Annotated in this window: 23 protein-coding genes; 11 read left to right on the top strand and 12 right to left on the bottom strand. The window is 41.5% G+C overall.

The genetic code is table 11. The features are described from left to right. Positions 1-12 precede the first annotated feature (12 nt). Positions 13-3078 carry a tetratricopeptide repeat protein gene (locus tag D1164_RS12810; protein ID WP_119350379.1) on the bottom strand — a complete coding sequence of 1022 codons (3066 nt, stop codon included), beginning with the start codon at positions 3076-3078 and terminating at the stop codon, positions 13-15. A 473-nt stretch (positions 3079-3551) separates the two neighbouring features. On the opposite strand from D1164_RS12810, the gene D1164_RS12815 reads away from it, so the two are divergent. Then, on the top strand, positions 3552-4277 hold the full coding sequence (locus tag D1164_RS12815; RefSeq protein WP_119350380.1) for a cell division ATP-binding protein FtsE: 726 nt from the start codon (positions 3552-3554) through the stop codon (positions 4275-4277). Positions 4278-4284: 7 nt separating this feature from the next. Here D1164_RS12815 and D1164_RS12820 read toward each other — a convergent pair whose 3' ends face one another. Beyond that, on the bottom strand, positions 4285-5424 hold the full coding sequence (locus D1164_RS12820) for a glycosyltransferase (protein ID WP_119350381.1): 1140 nt from the start codon (positions 5422-5424) through the stop codon (positions 4285-4287). Between the two features lie 174 nt (positions 5425-5598). Between D1164_RS12820 and D1164_RS12825 the strand changes: the two genes are divergently transcribed. The 5 genes from D1164_RS12825 (at position 5599) to D1164_RS12845 (ending at position 9660) form a co-directional block, all read left to right on the top strand. Next, the gene (locus D1164_RS12825) at positions 5599-6489 is read left to right on the top strand and encodes a cation diffusion facilitator family transporter (protein ID WP_119350382.1); all 891 of its coding nucleotides are present in this window, start codon (positions 5599-5601) and stop codon (positions 6487-6489) included. Positions 6490-6507: 18 nt separating this feature from the next. Beyond that, positions 6508-7203 carry a hemerythrin domain-containing protein gene (locus D1164_RS12830; RefSeq protein WP_119350383.1) on the top strand — a complete coding sequence of 232 codons (696 nt, stop codon included), beginning with the start codon at positions 6508-6510 and terminating at the stop codon, positions 7201-7203. After that, entirely contained in the window at positions 7200-7802 is a 603-nt protein-coding gene (locus tag D1164_RS12835) for a response regulator transcription factor (RefSeq protein ID WP_119350384.1), read from the top strand. Before D1164_RS12830 ends, D1164_RS12835 begins: the two co-directional genes overlap by 4 nt. A 91-nt stretch (positions 7803-7893) precedes the next feature. After that, positions 7894-9096: a hypothetical protein gene (locus tag D1164_RS12840; protein WP_119350385.1), complete on the top strand. Its 1203-nt coding sequence runs from the start codon at positions 7894-7896 to the stop codon at positions 9094-9096. A 12-nt stretch (positions 9097-9108) separates the two neighbouring features. After that, complete coding sequence (locus D1164_RS12845; protein WP_119350386.1) at positions 9109-9660, top strand: FMN-binding protein; 552 nt, start codon at positions 9109-9111, stop codon at positions 9658-9660. A gap of 243 nt (positions 9661-9903) precedes the next feature. Here D1164_RS12845 and fabD read toward each other — a convergent pair whose 3' ends face one another. The 3 genes from fabD to D1164_RS12860 form a co-directional block, all read right to left on the bottom strand. Further along, positions 9904-10791, bottom strand: coding sequence for an ACP S-malonyltransferase (fabD, locus tag D1164_RS12850; protein ID WP_119350387.1), 888 nt, complete (start codon positions 10789-10791; stop codon positions 9904-9906). 137 nt (positions 10792-10928) lie between these two features. Further along, the gene (locus D1164_RS12855) at positions 10929-11558 is read right to left on the bottom strand and encodes a hypothetical protein (RefSeq protein ID WP_119350388.1); all 630 of its coding nucleotides are present in this window, start codon (positions 11556-11558) and stop codon (positions 10929-10931) included. A gap of 438 nt (positions 11559-11996) precedes the next feature. Beyond that, positions 11997-12437 (bottom strand): Dps family protein, encoded by a 441-nt coding sequence (locus D1164_RS12860; RefSeq protein WP_119350450.1) that lies wholly within the window; start codon positions 12435-12437, stop codon positions 11997-11999. Positions 12438-12530: 93 nt separating this feature from the next. Between D1164_RS12860 and D1164_RS12865 the strand changes: the two genes are divergently transcribed. After that, entirely contained in the window at positions 12531-13478 is a 948-nt protein-coding gene (locus tag D1164_RS12865) for a hydrogen peroxide-inducible genes activator (RefSeq protein WP_119350389.1), read from the top strand. 89 nt (positions 13479-13567) lie between these two features. Here D1164_RS12865 and D1164_RS12870 read toward each other — a convergent pair whose 3' ends face one another. The 6 genes from D1164_RS12870 to D1164_RS12895 all read right to left on the bottom strand — a co-directional run bounded on the left by D1164_RS12870 (position 13568) and on the right by D1164_RS12895 (position 20120). Beyond that, complete coding sequence (locus D1164_RS12870; protein WP_119350390.1) at positions 13568-15406, bottom strand: MFS transporter; 1839 nt, start codon at positions 15404-15406, stop codon at positions 13568-13570. Positions 15407-15437: 31 nt separating this feature from the next. Continuing rightward, a complete protein-coding gene (locus tag D1164_RS12875) occupies positions 15438-16421 on the bottom strand; it encodes a polysaccharide deacetylase family protein (RefSeq protein WP_119350391.1) in 984 nt (327 codons plus the stop codon). Positions 16422-16456: 35 nt separating this feature from the next. Beyond that, entirely contained in the window at positions 16457-17308 is an 852-nt protein-coding gene (locus D1164_RS12880; protein ID WP_147372181.1) for a GNAT family N-acetyltransferase, read from the bottom strand. A 101-nt stretch (positions 17309-17409) separates the two neighbouring features. Next, positions 17410-18348 carry a DUF4922 domain-containing protein gene (locus D1164_RS12885; protein WP_119350393.1) on the bottom strand — a complete coding sequence of 313 codons (939 nt, stop codon included), beginning with the start codon at positions 18346-18348 and terminating at the stop codon, positions 17410-17412. Positions 18349-18421: 73 nt separating this feature from the next. After that, entirely contained in the window at positions 18422-19888 is a 1467-nt protein-coding gene (locus D1164_RS12890; RefSeq protein WP_119350394.1) for a glycosyltransferase family 2 protein, read from the bottom strand. Between the two features lie 13 nt (positions 19889-19901). After that, entirely contained in the window at positions 19902-20120 is a 219-nt protein-coding gene (locus tag D1164_RS12895) for a hypothetical protein (RefSeq protein ID WP_119350395.1), read from the bottom strand. Between the two features lie 133 nt (positions 20121-20253). Here D1164_RS12895 and D1164_RS12900 point away from each other — a divergent pair, with 133 nt between their 5' ends. The 4 genes from D1164_RS12900 to D1164_RS12915 all read left to right on the top strand — a co-directional run bounded on the left by D1164_RS12900 (position 20254) and on the right by D1164_RS12915 (position 24510). Further along, positions 20254-21090 (top strand): ATPase, encoded by an 837-nt coding sequence (locus D1164_RS12900; RefSeq protein ID WP_119350396.1) that lies wholly within the window; start codon positions 20254-20256, stop codon positions 21088-21090. Positions 21091-21096: 6 nt separating this feature from the next. Further along, the gene (locus D1164_RS12905) at positions 21097-21900 is read left to right on the top strand and encodes an N-acetylmuramic acid 6-phosphate etherase (protein ID WP_119350397.1); all 804 of its coding nucleotides are present in this window, start codon (positions 21097-21099) and stop codon (positions 21898-21900) included. A 38-nt stretch (positions 21901-21938) separates the two neighbouring features. Next, positions 21939-23174 (top strand): exo-beta-N-acetylmuramidase NamZ family protein, encoded by a 1236-nt coding sequence (locus D1164_RS12910; protein WP_119350398.1) that lies wholly within the window; start codon positions 21939-21941, stop codon positions 23172-23174. An 88-nt stretch (positions 23175-23262) separates the two neighbouring features. After that, on the top strand, positions 23263-24510 hold the full coding sequence (locus D1164_RS12915; protein WP_147372182.1) for a hypothetical protein: 1248 nt from the start codon (positions 23263-23265) through the stop codon (positions 24508-24510). A 40-nt stretch (positions 24511-24550) separates the two neighbouring features. Here D1164_RS12915 and D1164_RS12920 read toward each other — a convergent pair whose 3' ends face one another. Continuing rightward, complete coding sequence (locus D1164_RS12920; RefSeq protein ID WP_119350400.1) at positions 24551-25312, bottom strand: sugar isomerase domain-containing protein; 762 nt, start codon at positions 25310-25312, stop codon at positions 24551-24553.

The raw sequence follows: 25312 nt of genomic DNA on the forward strand, positions 1-25312 counted from the left end.
ATTTTTTGCTTTTTAGTTGTCATTTATTTTTAACTGAAAAGAACTGTCTCTGGCATTCTGCTGGTCGGTTTGCTCCCTGGCCTCAATAGCTGCCAACCTGCGGGAAGCCTCCTCCCTCACGCCGTCATTGTCGGCGCCATAGTTTTCAACCACACTTCGCAGGGTATGCTTGGCCTGAAAATCATCCCCCCTGTCCTGGTAAATGTCGGCAAGCAAAAGAAAAGCTTTTCCCAGCCAAAACTGAAAGGGTGTTCCTTTGGCAATAAAATCCATAATTTCTTCTTCGGCCTGTTTCTTTTGGTTTTGTTTGTAGTGAATTTCAGAAACGAGGTATTTGGCTTCGGCCCCCTGCTCCAGCTTGGTATCTTCCGACACAGCTTTTAAGGGCTCCAGCGCTGCACTTTGATTTCCGGAAAGATAATGGGATTTCCCTAAAACGTAGTTGGCCTCCCTGACCCACGTATCATTGGTTACTTCCGATTTTTTTACCTTGCCGGCTGCTTCAATTGCTGCTGGGTAACGATCAAGTTCAAAATTGCACCGCATCTGGCCGGTATAGGATTTTAGCAGGTTCCACTTGCTTCCGGCCACCCGTTCAAGCTTATTAAACAACTCCAGCGCCTGTTCATAATCTTCTGCATTGAATGTTAACTCCGACGCACGCGACAATGCCTGCTCACTAAAAAGATTATTGGGCTGCCGGGCAACATAGGAATAGTGTTCATTTGCTTCCGAAAAATTACCCTCCTTGTAAAGCAGTTCGGCAAGGTAAAAATGGGCATTGGTGGCAAAAATACCGTTTGGAAACTGTTGCAGGTACCGCTGCAACTGACTGGTCGCCTGCGCATCGCCCGACATATACTGACGTTCGGCAGCCGAATAAATAAGCGAATCCTGTTCTGATGCCGTCACATTTATTCCCCCTCCCAAAGAACGGGTGTACGCAAAATAGGCATCTACATTATTCATTTCCACGTAGCTGTTTTTTATACCCAGCAAGGCTGCCTGTGCTTCCGGTGTTCCCGAAAAGTTTTCGGCCACCTGCTTGTAATATGTTAATGCCTGATTATAATCGCCACCATTATAATTCATCAGCCCCAGCTGTAACAAAGCCCTGGGGAAATAGGCGCTTTCAGAAAAACTTTCCGTAATCCGGCGGTAATTCCGGGAAGCCTCCGCATACTGACCAATCCGTTCGTGAGCCCTCCCCAGTTCATACAACGCATCGTCTACATAATCAGAGTCGGGAAATCCTTCCTGCAACCTTTCAAGAGAATTGATTTTTGCCTGCTGATTATGCTGCAATCCCTGGCAGGATGCAATTTGATACAAGGCATAATCTGCATCGAACAGTTTCATATCAAAAGCCTTCTGATAATTTTGTACCGCCTGGCCATAATCTGAATTCAGATAGAAATAATCTCCTAAACGATTGTATGCATCCGCGAGTTTTTCAGTCCGTTGCCCCTGCATGGAATGAATAAAATTCCTGAAATGCGAAGCGGACTGGCTGTAATCCTCCAATTTAAAATATGCGTAAGCCAGATTGTATTCGGCCTCTTTAAACTCCGGGAGAGAAAAGGCACCGGCAGTGCGCAGAAACCGGGTGTAAGTTTCGGCAGCCCCGGAGTAATCACTTATCCGGTAAAGAGCTTCTGCTTTCCAGAAAAGCGCCCGGGCATTTAACTCCCTGCTGTGGCTCCCGTTTTCGAGCGACAGGTTAAAATAATCGATAGCCTGGTTGTAGGCCAGATTATTAAATAACTCGAGCCCTCTAAAAAAGGTTACCCGCTGGTAAGCCCGGAGGATATCCGGGGATTTTACCTCGATTTTGTCGATGGAGTTGATGGCGTCTTTGTAATTCCGGGTCACCATAAACACTTCCGTTAAATAGCGGTAAGCTTCTGAATTTCTTTCGGAGTTGGGATAAAGCGAGATGTAACGATCAAACGCTTTTATGGTCTCATTAAAAGGAGAATAAGAAAGCTCGTAGGTAAGTTTGGCATAACTAAAAAGCGCATCCTCCTGAATTTTTTCATTAAAATCAAATTCGGAAGCCGCCTCGAAGGCTACCCGTGCTTTTTCTTTTTCGTCGAGCCTGATATAACAATCGGCCAGATGATAATATGCATTTTGCGCCATCTCGTCCTTACCTTTCGAGGCATTTTCGAGCAGGGGTGCCGCTTTGTCATACTGTTTCGTATTGTAATAACAGTATCCAAGCAGGTAATTGTCTTCCCTGGTTTTTGGCCCCGATGTCTCGTAGTACGCTTCGAGATAAGGAATAGCTTTTTCATATTCCCGAAGGTGGAAATAGGAATCGCCGACTATTTTCGACAGTTCACTTTTGTGCTCTTCTTCCACCTTGTCGATTATGGAAACAGTATAATTGACCACATCGCTGTACCGTTCCTGCTTGTAGTATATATGACTCACATAAAGCGGGATAACCCGGTTATAGGATGGGTCATTCTCGAGTTTTGAAAAACCGTCGAGGGCAGACTGGTATTTCCCCTGCAAATACATAATGTGCGCCCAGTAGTAAGTAGCAGGCCGGCTGTAAATATTGTTACGGTCTTTTATATCATAAAACTCTGCCAAAGCCTGTTCGGTATTGTCCATCATGAGGTTGGAATACCCGTTTTGGTATTTCAGTTTCACCTGTTCATCTTCTCCGAGCGTATTACGATCAACCTCCTCGTAGGTGCGGATAACTGCGGCATAATGTTTCTTCCCGAACTGGTAATCCGCCAGGTTGAACAACGCACTGTTCATGTACGGACTGTCCGGATAGTCATCGATAAACCTTTCGAGCAGCTTGTACCCGGTAGTATGTCCGGCTTTCAGGGCAGAAACAGCCTTAAAATACATGGCTTCCGAAAAAAGCTCCGACTTTGGTTCTACCTGTTTCTGTATTTTCTCAAATTGCCTGTAAGCCGCATTGTATTTCCCCTGCCGGTAAAGCTCACGACCGAGTTGCACTTCTTCACCAATATCATCAAAATACGTGGTTTGTTGTGCATTAAGCGAAAAACAGATAAAAAGTGAAAAAATAAAAAGAATCCCTATTTTTTTCATGTGTCTATAATTGTATATTTTTAATGGAAACACAAGGAACTTGCCATACAGATATTTTTCTGTTTGTAAAAAATTTGCTCATGGCTCGTTTCATCTCATTGTAATTGTCAATTTTTAAAGTGCTTTATTCTACCAAATCTTTTTAATTGCATTCGATAGAACCGGTGAGTTCATTCCGACAAAACTCATCATACAGAAAGTTTTCGGGATAACGATTTTTATATGTGTTTATATTGTTTGACATAGTCTGTTTCATGTTCCTGTTATTTCGTCAACCTTCAATAACGATTTTGAAAATCTGATACTAATAAAATTGATTGGTAAACTGAACCAAAATCGAAAATAGATAATATCATTGTCATTCATGGCTTAAAATCGTGTCATTTTCTTAACATGAAACTGTTCATTTCTTTTCTTTATTATATGAACGGGTAAAAAAATTAGATTTATATTCGGCATGAATTAACTGAAAAATGGAGAAGAAAAGGGTAATTGAACTCATGGCAGCTGACATTTATCAACGGGAGGCGTTGATTCTTTCGGATGTCAGTTTAACGGTAAATGCAGGCGAATTTGTTTACGTAACCGGAAAAGTAGGTACCGGAAAAAGCAGCTTGATTAAAACGCTGAATGCGGAATTGCCCCTCATTAAAGGTAGCGGAGAAGTGGCCGGTTTTCCCCTTCAGGGAATCAGGCACAGGGAAGTGTCCCGTTTGCGACGGAAGCTGGGGGTTGTTTTCCAGGATTTCAGGCTGTTGCCCGACCGCGATGTATTCGGGAACCTTGCTTTTGTATTAAAAGCCACCGGCTGGAAAAACAAAGTGGAAATCTCAACCCGTATTGAGGAGGTGCTGAAAAGAGTGGGGATGCTTGAAAAAAAACATAAAATGCCTCATCAGCTTAGCGGCGGGGAGCAACAAAGGGTCGTTATTGCACGGGCCATTCTGAACGATCCGCTGATAATATTAGCCGACGAGCCTACCGGAAATCTCGACCCCGAAACCTCATCCGAAATTCTTCAGCTTTTTAACGAACTAAACAAAGAGGGAAAAACGGTGATGATGGCGACACACGACTTTGCCGCTATCGCAAGTAAACCGGCCAGAACGCTGGTTTGTGCCAATGGGTTCATCTCCGATTCGGATGCAGAAAGTATCCTGCTTGACTTTGAAAGCTTACTGGATAAAAACAGCGGGTGAGCCAACCTTATACAAAAACTGAAAATATTTCCTGTATTATTTTTTCTTCGTTCTCCCAGGTAAGTTCAGCGGCAGCTTTTTCCAGGTTTTGTTGCCATGTTATTCGTTTTTCAGTATCGGTCAGCATGGCAGAAAACAGGCCGGCAAGTATTTCCGGATTTAAGGAAGGCGTGACCTCCCCCACTCCGTATTTCCTGACGATAGCAGTTGTTTCGGGAAGGTTGGTTACCAATACCGGCACCCTGGACTGAATGTAATCGAATAATTTGTTGGGCAACGAATACCGGTAATTCAATCCCAGATCTTCTTCTATGGACAAACCAATATCTGCCTGCGGAGTGAGCAGGGCCAGTTCCGCGATTGGCAGCCGTCCGAGAAACTGAACTTTATCCCGAAGTTTCTCCGTTTCCACCAGTTTTTCCAATTCTGTCCTGATATCTCCGTCGCCTGCAATCACCAGCCGGGCGCCCTCAATAAACTTCATGGCCCGGATGGCTTGTATCAGCCCGCGGCCCATGTTTACCGCCCCCTGGTACAAAATCATCTTTTGCTCCATCCCACGGTTGCTTTCCTTCTCTTTTTTAAAGTTGGCCGCAACCGGTACATTACGAACAACCCGGAAATGCACGCCGTATTTTTCTGTATAAATATTGGCAATGGAATCGCAAACAGTGTAAGCATATTTTAGTTTGGGCACCATTTTTCGTTCAAGCCATTCCCATATTCTCCTGATTCGGGGCCGATGAACCAACTCCGGCACCTCGGTAAAATATTCGTGGCTGTCGTAAACCAATGGTTTCCCTTTTATTTTGGAAGCCAGAAAATTGGCCGGTAGCGTATCCAGGTCGTTGCTCAGCAGCAAATCAAACTTCCCAAACAATAAAAAAAGAAACAACCTGCAGTTAAAGCAGGCGTAAAACAGTACCCCTTTATTAAAAAGTAAATTAAAACGATGGATTGAATAGGTCCGTTGAGTTACGGCCACACTGTTTTGCAATTTACGCCCCACCAGCAAAACATCAAACCCCATGGCAACAAGGGTTGTACATACCTTATGCACCCTGTTGTCTGAAACAAGATCGTTGGTTACCGAGACAATAATTCGTTTTTTGGCTTCCGGATTCACATTGCTGTTTCTTAAAATCAACTGTAAAAGTCGGAAAAAATTTTGAAGCCTTGCCCATTGGCAAAAAAAAACCAAATCGAACACGGTTACTTCTCATTTGTTAGATATGTGAGAGAACAAAAAACCCCCTTTTATGGGGAGAAGAAGAATGAATTAAATTTTGTTATTTTGCTGGTTTTTAATTCTGAATGAGAAATGGCGCACACGCACGAACATACACATCAAATCTCGCATGGTAAGGCATTTGCCCTTGGCATTGGGTTGAACATTGTTTTTGTAGTGGTAGAGATTGTCTACGGCCTGTTGGCCAACTCCTCGGCCCTGCTGGCCGATGCCGGCCATAACGCAAGCGATGTTTTGGGGCTTGCTTTTGCCTGGACTGCGGCCTGGCTGGCAACACTCCGGCCCCGCGGGAAATACACCTACGGGCTGCGCAAAACAACCATTCTGGTTTCGATTCTCAATGCGCTATTTTTATTTGGAGCCGTTGTTGCCATTGGCTGGGATGCAGTTGGCAAACTGCAAAATCCGCAACCGGTGGGCGGGAAGCAGGTAATGATAGTGGCCGGGATTGGTGTTGTTATCAACTCGTTAACAGCCCTGCTTTTCATCAGAGGGCAAAAAGAGGATCTGAACATCCGGGGGGCATTCCTTCATATGGCTGCCGATGCCGGAGTTTCGCTGGGGGTAGTGCTGGCCGGACTGCTTATTAGCCTTACCGGCAAGACGTGGATCGACCCCATGGTAAGCTTCGTTATTATTGCCGTCATTTTATGGGGAACCTGGCGCCTGTTTTCCGACTCTGTAAATCTGGCACTGGATGCAGTACCCAAAAATATTGACATTGAAAAAGTTCGCCTGTATATTGAAAGCAAAAACGGGGTACAAAACCTGCATGACCTGCATGTTTGGGCCATAAGTACCACTCAGGTGGCACTTACAGCTCACCTTGTAATGCCCGGGGGGAACGACGATGATTTTATCTCGCAGCTTCAGGATGATCTGAAAAAGAAATTTAATATCAGGCATACCACGTTTCAGATTGAAAACGAAAATCTGCAGCAGGTGTGCGATACCGATTGCTGAGACCGAAATTAAAACACTATGGAAATTTTTAAAAAAGACGACAAACTGTTTTACATGATTGACCAAAACTACCACCTGTTGCCGGTTTTAAACAGGTTTGGTATACGACTTGGCTTCAGGGATAAAACAATTGAGGACATTTGTCATGACAAAGAAATTAATCCCGGATTTTTTCTCGCCATGGTGAACACTTTCCATAACGTGGAGTACTTTCCGGAGGAGGAACTTCTCTCATTCTCTCCCCTTGAAATAGTGCACTACCTGCGTAAAACACATCAGTATTATTTTCAGCATGTTGTTCCCAAACTGGACTACCAGCTGGCGAAACTGATTGCAAGCGCACAAAACGATTGCAAGGGATTGCAAATGGTAGATGCCTTTTACAAAAAATATAAAAAGGAACTCAGACAACATATCGATTACGAAGAAGAAAAAGTGTTCCCTTATGTTATTGAACTCGTAAAGAACCACAAACGCGACGATAAATATACCATCCGCTCATTTGAAAAGGAACATTCGGATATCGACGAAAAGTTAAATGACCTGAAACAGTTGCTCATAAAATATATAACACCTGATTATGATGATAATATCTGCAACGATTTTTTAATCACCCTCTCCCTGTTTGAAAAAGACCTTGAAGATCATGCGCGGATGGAAAATAAAATTCTTCTGCCATTAACCACTGAAATTGAAAACAGACTGGGCAGATGAACAGAAAAATATTTATAATCCATTCTTCCGAAATAATCCGAAAAGGTATCAATACGATTCTCCGTAATTATTTCAATGTAGAAATTGTTCTGCTTGAAAAAATTGAAGAATTAAAGGCCTTTTACGAATTAAACGGTCAGGAAATTATTATTATTTACGAAAACCTTTCCGGGAAAAAGCCTGTCAATTTTAAACCCCTTCTGGATAAAAACCAGATTAACTGGATTATTTTTCAGAATGACAAGGAAATGTCGGACGAACCACTCCCCCTGTGCAAATTTTACATCACCTTAGCAACACAGGCCCGGGACATAGAACGGATGGTATCCCGCTGCTGGGACAAAAGCAAAAAACAGCCCAGAACAGAAGAAAACGAGGAGCTTACCATCCGTGAAAAGGAGGTGCTTCAACTGGTGGCATTGGGACATTCCAACAAAGCCATAGCCGAAAAACTGTTTATCAGCATTCACACCGTCATCTCACATAGGAAGAATATCACCGAAAAAACCGGCATCAAATCCATATCAGGATTAACGGTTTACGCCATCCTCAACAATTTAATTGACACAGAAACCATTAATCCCGAAGACTTAATCTGACAAAAAAATCCCTACATCTTGGGATTTTACAAACGAATAGCTTCGTGTAGTTTTGTCGCGACATTAATTTTAAAATTTTAATAGACACAACATGAAGCGAAATTTTCTTTTTATCTTCTTCATTATAATTTCCGGCTTGCTAAAAGCTCAGACCCCAGATAGCTTACCCGGCAATCTTTATTTTAATATAGCCGATCGGCTTCTTCATACTGACGGCAATCTCAAAATTGGCGGATACGGAGGCGTTCATTATAACCAGCCTTTGGATTCGGAAGTTCGTCAAAACGGCAAGATGGATGTTCACCGGTTTATCATGCTTTTGGGATACAGCTTCAGTAACCGCACCCAGTTTATTTCTGAAATTGAATTCGAACACGTAAAAGAAGTGTACATCGAACAGGCCTTTTTACAGCACAAAATCAATAATTACATTAATTTCAGGGCTGGTCTGTTGCTCACTCCCATGGGAATTACCAATGAATACCATGAACCAACCATGTTCAGGGGAGTGGAGCGCCCTTTAATCGACAACCAGATTACCCCCACCACCTGGCGCGAAATCGGGGCCGGTTTTATGGGCTACGTGCTGCCTGCTTCTATTAAATACCAGGCTTACCTGATGAATGGATTTAAAAGTTACGACGGAGGCCCGATACTCAGCGGAAGCGGTTTACGCAGTGGCCGTCAAAAAGGGGCAGAAAGTATTTTCAGCTCACCCAATTTTGCCGGTAAAGTAGAATACTTTGGCATCAGGGGGTTGAATTTGGGTGCTTCCTTCTACGCCGGAAAAACCCAAAGTTCGTTGTACAACGGCATGAATAAAAATGACCAGGCCGCCATAGCTGCCGCAGATTCCTCAGTGGTTGGAATCACCATGCTTGGGCTCGATGCACGTTACTCATTAAAAGGGTTTCAGCTTAAAGGACAATATTACTATGCCGGCCTTTCCAACACAGAACAATACAACCTGTTTACAGCACAGTCAGGAACACCTAACAACCTGGGCAGCTCGCTTACAGGATATTATGTTGAAGCCGCATACAACGTATTCAGACACCTGCACAACGTACAATCGGAATTAACGCCCTTCGTACGGTACGAAAAATGGAATACGCAGAACTCGCTGGAGCAGGGGCAAACCAATCCGGCCTACGACAAAAAAGCCATCACCTGCGGGCTGGAATGGCAAATGGCTCCGGGAGCCATTCTTAAAACCGATATGCAATTTATAAAAGCAGAAACTGACGACAAATTTTCCAGCGTTTTTAATGCCGGAGTTGGCATCATGTTTTAAAAATAGAATAAAATGAGATACTTCTTTTTTATCATCTTCTTATTCGCAACCTTTCATTCCTTTGGAGAGGGTACTTCGGATACCCTCCCCAAAGCCGTGACGAAAGCCCTGAAAAAACAATTTGGGAAGGAAGAACTACACCTGATAGAAAAGAAAATAAACGACCAAATCTTCCACCACGACAAATTTTTCTCCATTCAAACCCGGAATGATTCCGGACTCAAAGGATACCTTCACTACGGAAGGGTAAAAACCTGCCGTGCCGGAGGATGCGATGCCCCCACTGCCGATCCTGCCAGCTTCGACAGCGAATACTTTGATTACTTCATTATTTTTGATCCGGACCTTAGTGTACAAATGATAAAAGTATTCAACTACCAGGCAAGCTACGGACATGAAATTTCCGCGAACGGGTGGCTGAACCAGTTCCGCGGTTTCACAGGCAAAAAGTCGCTGGAAGTAGGAAAAGACATTGATGCTATTTCCGGTGCAACGGTTTCGGTACATGCCATTACCGACGATGTACAGTGGAAAACGAAATTGTTTCAGGAAATGGCCAGGTAAACTAAAAGGTCAAAGCTAACAGGTGCACGGCATACTGTCAGCTTTGACCTTTTATATCAGACAAATACACTCCCCAAAAACAATAAGGGAATGTCCTTAATAATTTTAATGTAGTGTCATGTCAACTTCAGAATGTCATTTCGACCCCAGGGAGAAATCTGCTACAATATTGAGATTTCTCATCTTCGTGCCTCAGATTCGAAATGACAGTACGAGACAATTTATCTTTGACATGACAGTACGTTATTCTCCGAAACGATCAATTCCGGAAGTTTCCATACTCCTGTCCACCTTTTTTACCAATCCCTGCAACACCTTTCCGGGACCTATTTCGGTAAAGGAGGTTGCTCCACCCGCGATCATGTTACGAACCGTTTGGGTCCATTTTACCGGTGCGGTAAGCTGGGCAACCAGGTTTTGTTTAATTTCCTCCGGATCGGATACAGCTTCCGCTGTTACATTCTGGTAAACGGGACAAACGGGGGCGCTAAATTTTGTAGATTCGATAGCAGCAGCAAGTTCCTCACGTGCCGGTTCCATAAACGGAGAGTGGAAAGCACCACCAACAGGAAGTTTCAGGGCACGTTTGGCGCCTTTTTCAGCGAGCAACTGACAGGCCTTGTCCACGCCTTCCACTGAGCCGGAAATAACCAATTGCCCCGGACAATTGTAATTGGCAGCTACCACAACCTCGTCGATGGAACTGCAAACTTCCTCTACCACATTATCTTCAAGCCCTACAATGGCTGCCATAGTAGAAGGTTCCACCTCGCAGGCTTTCTGCATGGCTAAAGCACGCTTAAAAACCAGTGTTAAACCATCTTCAAAAGTGAGCGCTCCACTGGCTACCAATGCCGAAAACTCACCCAAAGAATGGCCGGCCACCATATCGGGACTGAACTCTTTCAACGTTTTCGCCAGCAGTACCGAATGCAGAAAAATGGCAGGCTGCGTTACTTTCGTTTGTTTCAGATCGTCTGCCGATCCATCAAACATGATATCTGTAATAGCAAAGCCAAGAATTTCGTTGGCCTTTTCAAACAGCGCTTTGGCTTCGCTCGAACTTTCAAATAAATCTTTCCCCATTCCGGGGTATTGAGCTCCCTGTCCGGGAAAAACATAAGCTTTCATATTTTTCGCTTTTAAAATTCCGGGGGCAAAGTTAATGGATTTTGGGTGCCCTTGCTAATTGCTGTTACTTTAAAAGTATAATTTGGGTTCGAAAGATTGTTGACAGAAGCAGTTTGAAACGTCTTAATTGCAAGCTGTTACTTCAATGTAACATCAACACCATCATAATACAATTTAAACCTTTTTTGAACCAGAATGCCATCATCTGCAGAAACTGAAATAGTAATATCATAATTTTGGGGTTTCAGTATTACCAGGATCTCCTGCCAGGATTTTGAGGATGGTATTTGGATTTGGTGATGATCAGAAAGTCTTATAAACCTGCATACATCCAGTAAGCGAGACATTTGCGGATAAATTGTAATGGAGGAACGATTTCCTATTTCAGACCATGCTATTGGTTCCAATTCAATTTCCCGAAATAACCCTTTTTTTAAATAAACAATTTCATCTTTTATTAATCCAAACTTTTCATATCCTTCATGAATATCTCTCGTAAACTTAAATTGAGAATCTGGCAAAATATCATCAGGTTTCAAATTCTCAATTGTAATTGTCCCTATTGCATTTTTGGCTGGTCTCTTACCTAAATTAAAAATTCTCAGGCTCAAACATGAAAACTTTTCACCCTTTTCAATACTCACACTTTTTATTTTCAGTTTCGGACGGAAATAATAGTATTTAAACAATACTAATCCGATGGAAGACATAAAACCAAATACAGCTCCCAAAAAAAAATTGAATACGTCTTTTGATATATCTATCATTCCAATTATAAAAAAAAGTGAAACACCATGTTAGTATCCATTCATCAAGGTGACAGAATATCTCAAATTTCCAAAAATTAATTTGAAAATCAAAGCGCTCTGTTCACCAATATATAATTCCCGTTTTTTCAAAATCATTTTCTACAAACAAATCAAAAAGCTACTCATGATTTCCAGGACTCCCCGAAGCCGACAAATACCTGCCTGCCAAAAACTTAAAAAGACAAGTAAACTCCTTAACATTTTGAATAATACTTATATTTCCGGCAAAAACAGAAGACATTCCATTTCAGCAATTAGTTCATTCAAAGCACCATAACAAATAAATATCCAAATAAAAATGTATGATACAAAAAAAGGTTCTGTGGATGCATTCGCTAATTCATCCGCTGAACCTTTTTTGAACCTGAAACCAGAATTCACTGGCCCCACTCACCACTACCCAAGATATGCACTCAACATCCAAATCCGTTTTTCTGCGGCGCCAATCAAATCGCTCACCAAAGCAGAAGTTCCTTCATCGCCATCGGCCAGCTCCAGGATTTCATTAAAATGCTCCAGCAACGAACGACTGTTGTCCAGAACAACCTCTACGCCCTGCTTACCATCCGAAACGCCGGCGACAACTTTTAACTGCGCTGTTTTCAAATAATCTTCAAATGTGTGCAGCGGCTGACCTCCCACCATCAGGATACGCTCGGCAATTTCGTCAATCACCTCTGCGGCTTCATTGTACAACTCCTCATACTTCTCATGCAACATAAAAAACTGGGGACCTTTCACATTCCAATGTAATCCTCTGAGATTTTGATAATAAATCTGGTAATCTGCCAGCAGCTGATTTAGCTTCTCTGTTAATTTCTGATTTTTTATATTCATCACATTAATTTTTAAATGGTTATTATTTTTTCTTCCACAAATGTACCATAAGAAATATTTACTATTTTTATGCATCTATAATTTTTATTAATAATGAATATTGTTCAGCTGGAGTATTTAAAAGCGCTCGTACACCACGGTAGCTTTTCGCAGGCGGCCAAAAAACTACGCATAACACAACCCGCTTTAAGCCTGCAAATAAGGAAACTGGAAGAGGAAGTTGAGTTTCAGTTGCTGGACAGGCGAAAACGGCCTATTCAGCTCACCCCTGAAGGGGAAATATTTTTCCAGAAAGCCATTGAAATTATTAAAATGGTAAATGACCTGAAACAGGTTTCACTTGAAATGAGCGATGACATAAAAGGGTTCCTGAGAATCGGTATCATCCCAACCCTTGCACCATACCTGGTGCCACTGTTCATATACAACCTGAACAACAGCTATCCGCACCTTCAGCTTGAAATAACAGAACTGAAAACGGAAGAGATTATCCGTCAGGTGAAAATGGGTACGCTTGATTGTGGGGTGCTCTCCACCCCGGTGTTTGCTGTTGGCGTTTTGTTCGAACGTTTGTTTTATGAGCAATTTTTTGCTTATGTTTCTGAGAAGCACCCGCAATTCAACAGGGATTCCCTTGACATGGACGAACTTCAGGAATGTGATATCTGGTATTTGGAGGAAGGAAACTGTTTTCAGAACCAGGTAAACTCCATTTGTAAAATCAATTTCCAGAAAAAAAATGCTCAAAACCTCATCTATAAAAGTAACTCCATTGAATCGCTCCGAAGGATTGTAGAAAACAAACACGGCGTTACCTTTATCCCCGAACTGGCCACTATTAACATTCCTTCGGAACAGGAAGAACTGGTGAAAACAATAGGCGGCACCACTCCGGTACGCGAAATAAGCCTGGTTACCACCAAACTTACTCCCAAGGCAAAGCAGATTGCTGCCCTGAAAAAAGTTATCATTCAAAGTGTTCCCAAAAGAATGCGGCAAAAACCGCAGGGGTGGGTTGTGGACACAGACATACGGATATAAGCGAGCTGATTACAAAAAACCAAAGAACAAAAAAAAATTAAACAATTAATAATCAATAGGTTTTAACTACACCAATAATCAGAAACAATTTATTTAACCTTAACACCAAAGCTGGAATCAATCTTAATAAATGGCAAAACAAAGAATATTGGCAGGGTGCATATCATTACCCAGACAAAAAAACTTTGGTAACCAATAATCTCTTGCAGCCAACCGCTTAACATTCCCGGGACCATCATGCCCAATGCCATAAAACCGGTGGTTATTGCATAATGTGCTGTTTTGTGCTTCCCGTCAGAAATGTATATGGAGAAAAGCATATAAGCCGTAAAACCAAAGCCATAACCAAACTGCTCAATCACAACTGCGGCCGATATCCACCAAAGCGAGTGAGGAGTAAACCAAGATAGAAACAAGTAACATAAATTAGGAAGGTTAATCGCCAAAGCCATCCACCAAAGCCAGTATTTTAAACCTTTGCGAGAGGCAACAATGCCGCCTAAAATTCCACCTGTTGTCAAAGATATCATCCCTGCCGTTCCGTAAACCAACCCCAGGTCGCCGGTAGTAATTCCAAGCCCTCCTGCTTCGCGGGCATCCAGCAAAAACGGAGATGCCATTTTTACCAACTGCGATTCAGCTAATCGGTATAATAACAAGAAAAGCATTATCGATAAAATGTTCTTTTTCCGGAAAAAAGCAGCAAAAGTTTCAAAGAATTCATCAAGTACACTTTTGCCTTTTGTTTTATTGGAAGTATCGGCAACAGGACGAGGTAAAAAAAAGCGGTGATACAAAAAGAACAACGCAAACATTCCTGCAATACAAACAAATACGATTGACCAGGCAATTTTCAAATTTCCCGAACGCCCTACAAATGTTGTTTGTGTAACTTTTTTCAACTTCGAATCCAGTTGAACCAAAGCAAAAGCAGGTTTATCCCAGTTACTTTTGTTAAACTCATAACGATAGGTTTTTACTAATTTTATACTTGCGTCTCCTTTGTCGTAACCAAAATTCAATACCACTTCCTCACCCCCTTCGGGCCGTTTTGAAAGTTGGATTGGAATAATAGCCATATTTCCGACTTGACTGCGACGCTGAGTTTCTTCTTTGTTAAATTTTTCTTTTAGAGTGGCTTTTAAAGGAGAAGCAACATTCTGGCTCCACCAGCCTGCTCCCTTTGTTGTAACAGGCATTTCGCCGGTATAAAACTTATTCAGGATATTCCAGTCATCTACTTTCTTTAAAAGTTTAGCTGCTTCGTTTTGTGAGATTAGCCCAATAGGAACTTTTACCTCTTTTTCAGATATAAAATACATTTCTCCCGATTCATTCAATTGCCTGTATTCTTCGGGATTAAATATAATTTCTTGTACCGGAATATTGTGAGAAGTTACCTCTACCTGCAGTGGTGCCAAACCTGTAGCTGTTTCCAATGCTCCGGCAAGAATTACAAGTAACCCCTGACCGGTTAGCATTGCAACCCGATAAAAAGTGCTTCGAATGCCCACAAAAAAAGCCTGGTCCCCTTGTGAAAGCCCTAACATATAAAAACCATCCGCAGCAATATCGTGGGTAGCCGAGCTAAATGCCAGCAACCAAAAAAATGCTAACGTGTATTGGAAAAAGTTGTGAACCGGAATTGTAAATGCCACTCCTGCCAAGCCAGCCCCAATCACCAACTGCATTATCACAATCCAAAATCGTTTTGTTTTAAAAATGTCAACAAGGGGGCTCCACAGCGGCTTTATTACCCAGGGCAAATACAACCAGCTGGTGTACAAAGCAATGTCGGTATTCGAAATTCCCAAACGTTTGTACATTATAACCGATAATGTCATAACGATGATGTACGGGATTCCTTCAGCAAAATAAAGTGTAGGTACCCAAAACCAGGGATTGCGACTAGTCCTATTATTGTTCATTTCTATCTGTTGGCTTGTTCTGTATTATTTTTTATGGTAGTCGTTCAAAAGCATATCCTTTATCCTTTAACCCTTCGATTATCTCCTTCAAGCGGAAATACAATTTGTCGGTTCTTGACTTTTCTGTTCCCATGTGCAATAATATAATTGCCCCGTTTAAACCTTTCTCCTTTTCGAAACGAAGCAAAGCATCAATCAATTCGTCTGATGACATATAGTTTTCCATATCAGGAGTTGTATAATCGGCATTTGTTCGTACTCCTGAAGTAAAATTCACCACATATACCCCCAAGGCTTCAGACCATTCTACAATCTTCTCGTTATACCATTCATACGGAGGCATAAACCAGACAGCATCTTGCCAACCAACACCCAACTCACTCAAGAGCAAATAGTTATTTTCAAGATCTTTTTTAAAGGTTTCACGACTCACCAATAATGAATCTCGTTTTTGCCAATCACAATAAAGAAGGTGTTTATCTGAATGAGGCCCAACATAATGACCTGCGGCAATGATCTTTCTGATACTCGGTTGAAACGTTGAATCTCTTAAAAAATCTCCGGTTAAAAAGAAAGATGCTTTTACCTCGTTTTCATTAAGTGTTTTAAGAATATGGTCTGCTCCCTCAGCTTTATCATGAGCTGTGAATGCCAAATAAATATTTTTTTCTTCCGGATTTATTCGTTGAATTGCACCTTGTTTGTCTTTCTCAAACCTGTTTTCAGGAATTCTTTCTAACTTGTCCATGCCTGACAAATAAAAGATCGACCCAGTTGGTTCGTTGGCAGAAGAGTCTCCCAAATAAATGTGTTTCAAACCAGGTTTTATACAATCCGCAAAGGATTCATGTTCCTTTGCCCAACAGGCCTGTCCCGGATTTTCAAAAGGATAAAACGGATAACGAATGGCAAGACCTGTTGCTATCCGTAAGTTGACTTGAACTACACTATTTTGCGCAAATAAAACAGAATTCAGCAATAAAAACAGTATTGTGAAGATCAATTTGGTTTGCATATTCGATTTCGTTTTATGAGGTTTATTCCTAATATTTAAATTTTTGGCGTAGTTAATTTCTTTTCATATCTCCAAAATACACGTGCAACTTTTGCATTAGCCTGGTGGGCATAAAATGGGATCGGCCCAACCCAGGGGATGATGGATTTTTCCAGTCCTTCATTTTTCATATCCTGTAAACAAAGCTTAAGTAAAACGCCCCCGATTCCCTTGCCCCGCATATCGTTGTGTGTTAACATGGGGCCAAACCAGCCAGTCCCTTTGTTATTGGCATTATGTGCCGCAAAAGCCAGCACCTTCCCGTTTAACCGCGCAATGTGCAGCGATGGAGGACTTGATTCTATTGCGCGGTCAACCTCGTATTGCCAAAGGTGCCAATCGGTGCCAAGTAGCTCGGTGATTTCAGCCCGGTCAGCTTCTGTTGCTCTTGAAACCTCAATTTGCTGTGCTTTTAACTCTTCAATTTTTGTTTGTTCTGACCAGTTTTGATGTTGCAGGTCTATATCAAGGTTGGAGGTATCTCCGTTTCGTACAAACCCCATCCTTTCGGCAAAACAAACTGCCGCCGTGTAGCGCGGGTCTATTCCGGGCATAAAATAGTTAAGCGGGACATCGTAAATACGAACGGCATCAACTTTATTTCTTTCAAAATAGTCTTCAAGCTGCAAATACATTGCCCTGGCAATTCCCTGTTTCCGGCTTTCTTTTTCAACAGCCATCAGTTTAATGTATCCGTAACGTACGCCTCGCACATTGCGGTAAACACCTTGCATAAACCCTGCAACACGACCCTCCTTTTGTGTAACGAAAGTCGATTTCGGGTTCCAGCCCGGATCACCAGTGAGTTTTTCCTCAAGCACTTCCTCTGAAATGAAATCAAATTCCATATTGTTTTGAAGCAGCTTTAAGACTTGCTGAAAATCGTTACTTCGATAATTCCTTATTTCCACAACCACTTATATGTCAGCTCCTTTTACTGAAGAAAAAGTTATTTTATTCTACTTACCAAATCATCAAACTTCTCGTCTGACCAAAGCACCTGTCTCAAAATATCCTCAATATCGTTTTTCCCGATTTTATTAAAATCCTTTTCAAGCGGAGTAACTAAAACACCGCCCATATCAACCGATGCAGGGCTTAAAAGAATGTTTGCCTCTCCTCCGGCTGAATATTGCCACGGACGATGCAATGCACGGGGAAAGATCAAAATCCGCCACTGTTTTTCTGCAAACCAGGCCAACATATTCATCATCGGTTCTTCTTTTACAACCGCCGGTTTATTCATTGCCTGGTAAATTCCTTCAAAGCAGGTACTAAGAGCCGTTTTGTTGCTTGCTGTTAAAAACAGGAAATTCCTCAGTCCGTCTTTTATCGCTGAAACCTCGACATCGCCATTACTGAATGTATCCCCGTATTGTCCTTTCAAGGTTTCTAGCTCATTCTCAACAGGCATAAAGCCATTGTTTCCGGCTTGAAAATGAAAGTGGTCGGGAGCAGAAGCGCCACACTTTGGCCCATTATAAAAAAGCGTAAATCCTTCCATTGCCTGCGCCAAAGCAAGCATGCTTTCAAAGTTCCCTTTTATACGTTGCGGGATATGCGCAAAAGCCGCTACCGTAAAATGTTCAGGGAAAATCGGAAACGGATTAACAAGCACTCCATAATGGCCAAATTTTACACTGCGCTGTTCTTTCGGGCGGTTTTCTGTACAAAGAAAACATGGTCGCGCGTCAATGGACTTTTTATCTATGTTGGCAGCCGACGATACAATGCGCCCCGGATTAAACTGCACTTTTATGGTAACCCGATCAAAAACGAACTCGCGAATTTTCACACTGGCCAGGCCAGCAAAATTCTTTCCGGCAAGTTCCCATTCTGATTTTTGTCTAGTTAAAAGTTCTTTTATTTCATCTGAAATTGAATTCATTAACCCGGTATATTTAAATAGTTCATCGCTTAACTCCGATCTCTCCAAACGTCAGACTGGGCAAAGCGAAGGTTTATATCACCTGCTTATTCTGCTTCTGACGCACTTTCAATTCAATCGTTCGAATCCTGTCTTTATAGGTATTATGCGTATTCATTTTTACAATATCCAAAGCAGCATCGGAATTATCCGTCCACCGGCGACAGAGATAAATATTATCGTAAATACGGCCAATCTTATAGTTTCGCGAAATAGCCAAACCAACGGCATAATCCTCGCCATAGCTGGTATTCGGAATTTTCACATCGCGAAGAACCGGGGTATAAAATGCACGGGGTGCTCCCAACCCATTAATGCGCAAGGCATTATTTTTACCGTTACCGGGAGTCCATTCTTTGTGATCGATAATACCCGGAGGGATTTCCTGCAAATCAAAATTCACCAACTGGTAAGTTCCCACAACCATAGCACATTTTTCCTTCTCGAAAACGTCAACCACTTTTTGTAAAGTAGTTTCGTCTTTGTAGATATCGTCGCTGTCTAACTGCATGCTAATCATTCCACAGCGTGAATCATGTATCGCCAAATTCCAGCACCCGCCAATTCCCAAATCCTGACGAATCGGAACAATATGTATAACCCGATCATCTTTTTCAACAATTGATTTTATAATCCCGGTGGTTTTATCTGTAGAATGATTGTCGACCACAATCAGGTTAAAATCAAAATCTGTTTTCTGTATCAGCACCGATTCCATGGCATCGGCAATTGTTTTTTCTCGGTTACGAACCGGAATTATTACTGAAAGTTTTTTATCAAAATCAGATGGCTTTAGTTCAACAGGAGTAAAATCCGGACTCAGCCAGGCACCAACATCTTTTAAATGTTCGGTTACGGCCTGCTCCATTTCAACCTGCATCTGGCGTTTTTTGGGGTCAATGTAATCGAAAACTTTCTGCCCGGTTTTGCGGGTATCTGTTTCATCAACGGTGTACAGGTATTCGGGTATACGGAATAAATCGCCTTGTTGAGCTACTTTTAAACGCAGAGTATACAAACCGGCGTACTCAAAATCCAGTTTCATGTTTTTAACGGCTGCCCGAAGTGCCTCCGCCTTGTACAGCACCAGCGGACCAAAATCAAAATCATCGCGCAAACTGCCTTCCTGGTAATCAATTACCGGGTGTGTTGCCAATTTCCCTTCTTTAACCTCGTAATAATCGGTATAAACCTTCACTGCACCGGTTGACTCAGCAACTTCAAGCATGCGTTCCATGGCGAATTGGCCAAGTTTTACCGACGTAACTTTTGTTAGCAACAACACATAATCCACCTCTTCAGAAGCTTCTGCAATGCGCTTTACTACCGATGTACCCGTTAATGTTTCAAACGAAAAAGCCCGGGCCTTTTCTCCTGCTTCAGCAACCAACTTTTTGGGAAGGAAAATATGCTCAACCGAAGAATTTGCCTGTAATTCACTTATCATATTTGCCACTCCGGACAAACTTTCTGCGGGTATAAAACAATTTATTTTTGTCATGACTCTTAGTTCGTTATGAGCTTTTATAATAATAAGCTGAGTCGGCCAAAATTCGGTTATTATTAAAATCATTTTGACGGCCGGAATAAAAAGCGGAATCCCTCTCTTCTTTTAAATGCACATTACCTTCTGCAATGAACCAATCAAATGACTGCCCGTAGCCGGAAAAACCTTCCGGAAAAACAAATATTATAATGAAAGCCTGCAGCCTTTGTGCATTAAACTGCTTCATTCTAAGAAATTTTGAAATAATGTCGGGACAAATATAAATGAAATTTGTATGACATATTACAAAAAACAAAAAAATTGTATATTTATGCCGACAAATTTTTACTATCTATAAATTTAATTGAAGTATCAGCCAAATGATAGCAATTGCAGACAGTGGATCATCGAAAACCGATTGGCTGTTTATAGAAAAGGAACAAGAAACCAGCATAAAAACACCGGGTATAAATCCATTTTTTCAGAATACTGAAGAAATACTCGAAAATCAAATGAACTTGATAGCTTATCACCTGAAAAACAAAACACAGAAAGTATTTTTCTACGGAGCGGGCTGCATCAAGGGAAAGTCTGATTCAGTTGTTGCCAAAGCCCTTCGAAAGATTTTTTCCCATGCAGATATTTTTGTTGAAGATGATATGCAGGGAGCCGCCCGCGCTTTGCTCGGCAAAAAAGAAGGAATTGCCTGTATTTTAGGAACCGGAGCCAATTCATGTTATTACGACGGCACTAAAATTTTGGACAAAGTACCTCCACTCGGCTTCATTTTAGGAGATGAAGGAAGCGGGGCGCACATTGGCAGACTTTTTTTAAACGACTACTTTAAAAGAGCTTTGCCGGAAGACCTGAAAGCCAAAGCCAACAAAGAACTTTCGCTGGATATGCCCGAAGTTTTGGCAGCTGTGTACCGTAAAGAATACCCCAGCAGGTATTTAGCTGGTTTTTCTACATTTTTGGGTAACCATAAAAATCTTAGTTACACACAGAATCTTATAAAAAGGAGCTTTACAGAGTTCTTTTCCAGAAACATTGAACGTTACGAGAATTACAAAAACAGGGAAGTAAGCTTTGTTGGTTCAATAGCTTTTCATTACGCATCAATATTAAAAGAAGTTGCCGTTAACCGCAAAATTACAATAGGAAAAATTATTGAGAAACCAATTGCCGGGTTAAAACAATATCATACAAATACTTAATAAAAAATGAAGGTTACCGAATTAGCTTCGTTATACGACAATATTGACCAAATGACGGTTCGTGAAATTTTAACCGGAATAAATAACGAAGATGCAAAAATTCATATCGCAGTAAAAACACAGATTCCCAAAATTGAAGAACTGGTGACCAAACTGGTTGATCGAATAAAAGCAGACGGCCGGCTGTTTTACCTTGGAGCAGGCACCAGCGGGCGTCTCGGAATCCTTGATGCCTCTGAAATTCCGCCTACATTTGGCATGCCGCAGGGGGTAGTAATTGGTCTGATTGCCGGTGGCGATAAAGCTATCAGAAAAGCAATAGAGGCTGCTGAAGATGATTATCATGGCGGTTGGGCCGATATGCAAAAATTTAAAATTAATGAAAAGGATACCGTAGTAGGCATTGCGGCATCGGGCGAAACACCATATGTTATTGGCGCTATTAAGGATGCAAACAGAAACGGTCTGCTTACTGCATCTATTACCTGTAACCCTGATTCTGCCATTGCTAAGGCAGCCCATATTGCCATCGAACCCATAGCCGGACCAGAATTTCTTACCGGAAGTACGCGCATGAAGGCAGGTACAGCCCAGAAACTGGTTCTGAACATGATTACCACTTCACTCATGATTAAACTTGGACGGGTAAAAGGAAACAAAATGGTTGACATGCAACTTACCAACAAAAAACTGGTTGAACGCGGTTCGAAGATGATTGTTGATGAACTGGGAATTGAAATTGAAAAAGCCAAACGCCTGTTATTACTTCATGGATCTGTCAGAGCTGTTCTTGATAATTATAAAACCTAACACAAGACTACAATTTGTAATACAAATTAACCAATACGATGCGACGATTTATTTATTTGACATTTTTGCTCTCGATTTCCGTTATGTGTCGAGCCCAGCAAAAACAAACCATTCCGGGAATTGAAGTGCTTCGGGCTTCCCACTTTGAGATATTAAAAGGCAAAAATGTAGGTTTAATTACCAATCCCACAGGTGTTGACTCAAAATTAAAATCGACGGTTGATATATTAGCCGAAGCAAAAGAGGTAAACCTGGTGGCACTTTATGGCCCAGAGCATGGCGTACGAGGGAACTTTTCGGCTGGCGACAAAGTAGAAAGTAACATTGACTCTCAAACCGGAATCCCGGTATTTTCACTTTACGGAAAAACCAGAAAGCCGAATGCAGAAATGCTAAAAGGAATAGATGTTTTAGTTTACGACATACAGGATATTGGTGCACGCTCGTACACCTACATCAGCACCATGGGTTTGACAATGGAAGCCGCTGCCGAAAACAATATTGAATTTGTGGTACTCGACCGCCCGAATCCTCTTGGTGGCAACCGCGTTGAAGGTGCCCTTGTTGAGGAGGGATATTTTTCGTTTGTCAGCCAGTTTCCAATTCCCTATGTATATGGATTAACACCCGGAGAAGTTTCTTTTTATATCAACGAAAAAGGCTTATTGAAAGACAGGAGGCAATGCAAACTACATGTAGTAAAAATGAAAAACTGGAAACGTAACATGTCATTCGCTGAAACAGGTCTGCCATGGGTGCCCACTTCGCCTCATATTCCACACGGGAATTCGGCTTACTACTATTCGGCCACAGGCATTATTGGCGAATTAGATGCGAACTCTATTGGAATAGGCTACACTCTTCCGTTTGAGGTATTTGCCACTCCGTGGCTTGATGGCGAAGCTTTTGCCAAACGTATGAATGCCTTTGGTTTAGATGGAGTAATATTCCGCCCGATTCATTTTAAACCCTACTACATGAAAAAGAAAGGCGAAGAACATTCGGGGGTGCAAATTCATATCACTAATTATGAAGTCGTAAACCTTACTGAAATTCAGTTTCGTTTAATTGAAGCAGCCCACGAGCTTGTACCTAATCAATCCACTTTTACAGCGAATCCAGGGAGATTCGAAATGTTTGACAAAGTTGCGGGAAGCAATAAGATAAGAGAAACGTTCATGAAACGATATAAATACAACGACATCAAAGAGATGTGGGAAAAACCAGCAAAAAAATTTAAGAAGAATGCCGGCAAATACCATATATACCGGTAAAACAAGTATTTAAACCAGAAAAACAAACTTACACATGAAATCAGATCCTTTTAAAACTAAAATCCAAAGTAAAACTAGCTTCTTTCTGATGTTGTGGATTATTTTTAGTTGTTGTGACAAAGTTAAAGAACCTTCTGGTGAAGTTCCTGATATACCGGTAGTGGGAATTGACTATTCGAGTATGACAATTAAAGAAAAACTGGACACAAAAAAAGATTTAATGCTTTCATATACAATCAATCAGGTAGAAGAAGAAATTATTACCCGCTGCTATTTTGTCCTACTCAAGGGACAAAAAAATGGCAACTGGCTTAATGTAGAACTGGAAGACCTTATTTCTCATGCCCTTCAAGAATCTAAAGGCGAATTAGTTGCAATGAATAAAGAAAAAATTAAGGGAAAAGAAATCTGGAATTTCCGATCGCATCCGGCAAACGATCTTAGCGGTTTAATCTCCTGGAGTGTATTTCAGGCAGTAACAGCCAACTACTTAGAAATAGGAAGAACTTTCCATACAGGCATTGATACACTGTATGCTGAAAACGTTACTAAATACCAGGCCACGGTTTGGAATTTCAGTACTAAAATGAAGGAAGCAGAGGGAGAGGAAGGAGCAAGACTAAAGTTTACCCACATGATTAATCGCCTGGAACATATTCTTTGGGATAATCCGGATATCCACGTCCGGGTAATATGCGAGCTTATTCAGAAGCACTATGATAGCCTTGGCATTCGCTCACCCAACGCAATCCGCGAATATTTTTGGTTAATGATACAAAAAAATCTTAATCCTTCCCATTGGCTAAATCCGGTTCGGTTTCATGACGACATCCCTCCTTCTTCTTCCAATGGATATGTTGACAACAATGCACATAAAAGAGGCGATTACGGGAAGCAGGTGGTACTGGGAAATTCCTATAATGACAGAGGCATGATATTTTGGTATGCAGCAAGCCAGGATAAAGAAAGGATTGAACGCATGATTCAAATGTGGAAATCAGACCCTGCGCACTTAAAGGATGATGACTATAAAACCCTAAAAAGAAAAGGTTACCTTCGTTATATGAATACCCACTCAAAACTATATAATACCGTTTTAGCCTACCTGCCAGATAACTGGTGTCCATTAATTAAGAACATTGAGACTGGCTTACAAACTCCCTGTAATTTTGTTTTATATCTCGAAAACCTGGAAAAAATGGAAACTCATGCTTCTATATCACACTCTGAAAACGGAGTGAATAGCATACAGTGGAGAAGGACTAGAAGGGCAGAAGGGAGTTTGTGCATTTGGGGAATGCCGGCAAATTATTCAAATGGGCGAAAATGGTATTAACCCCGGAAAACCCGGGTTAATACACAAATCCAATTACCCTTTAAATCCCAACTACCCTTTCCTTATACGCGGCCAAGGCCTCTTCTAAACGCTCGTGTGCGGTAGTATCGCCGGGAACATTGTGTGAAGGATGAATATGTAGTTTCACTCCCCTATCGGCTAATATTTCGGCAACAGATAAAACTGTCATCCAAACTGCAGTAACAAATCCTATTGTTGAAACAGGCCCTACTTTATCAAAATGATTTTTAAGGTCTACCGAAGCATCCTGGATTGGGACACAGGTATCAACAACTACATCAGCAAGCTCAAATAAAGTTTTTCCTGACGAGTGTCTTGTTTGTTTTCCTTCAGCTTCTGCTGCCGAACCAAATACGATCAATTTATTACCCATTTCTTTAACTTTTAAGGCAATATCAATATTTACTGCATTAATACCCGTATGTGAAAACAACCAGAAACAATCATCTTCATGAAAATTATAGCCTTTCATTATTTCTTTACCATATCCCTCAACTCTTTCAAGGAAAACAAAGTTTTGGACACTCATACCCCTGTCAATATTGGTAAAAAAGGTAAGGGGAAGTTCCAACATGTGATGAAACCCGACAAATCCGCCTATCCGGGGATACATATCCTGAATAGGTAAAGTTGCATGACCACAGCCAAAAGTATGTACCCACCGCTCCTTTTCAATTGAATCAGCCATTACCAGGGCTGCTTTTTTAATGCTTTCGATTTGAGTTTCATCGATTTTGTTCATAATGCTTTGTGCATTATTTAGCCATTCTTTTGCTAGCAT

The organism is Mariniphaga sediminis (assembly GCF_003573545.1).
GTDB lineage: Bacteria > Bacteroidota > Bacteroidia > Bacteroidales > Prolixibacteraceae > Mariniphaga > Mariniphaga sediminis.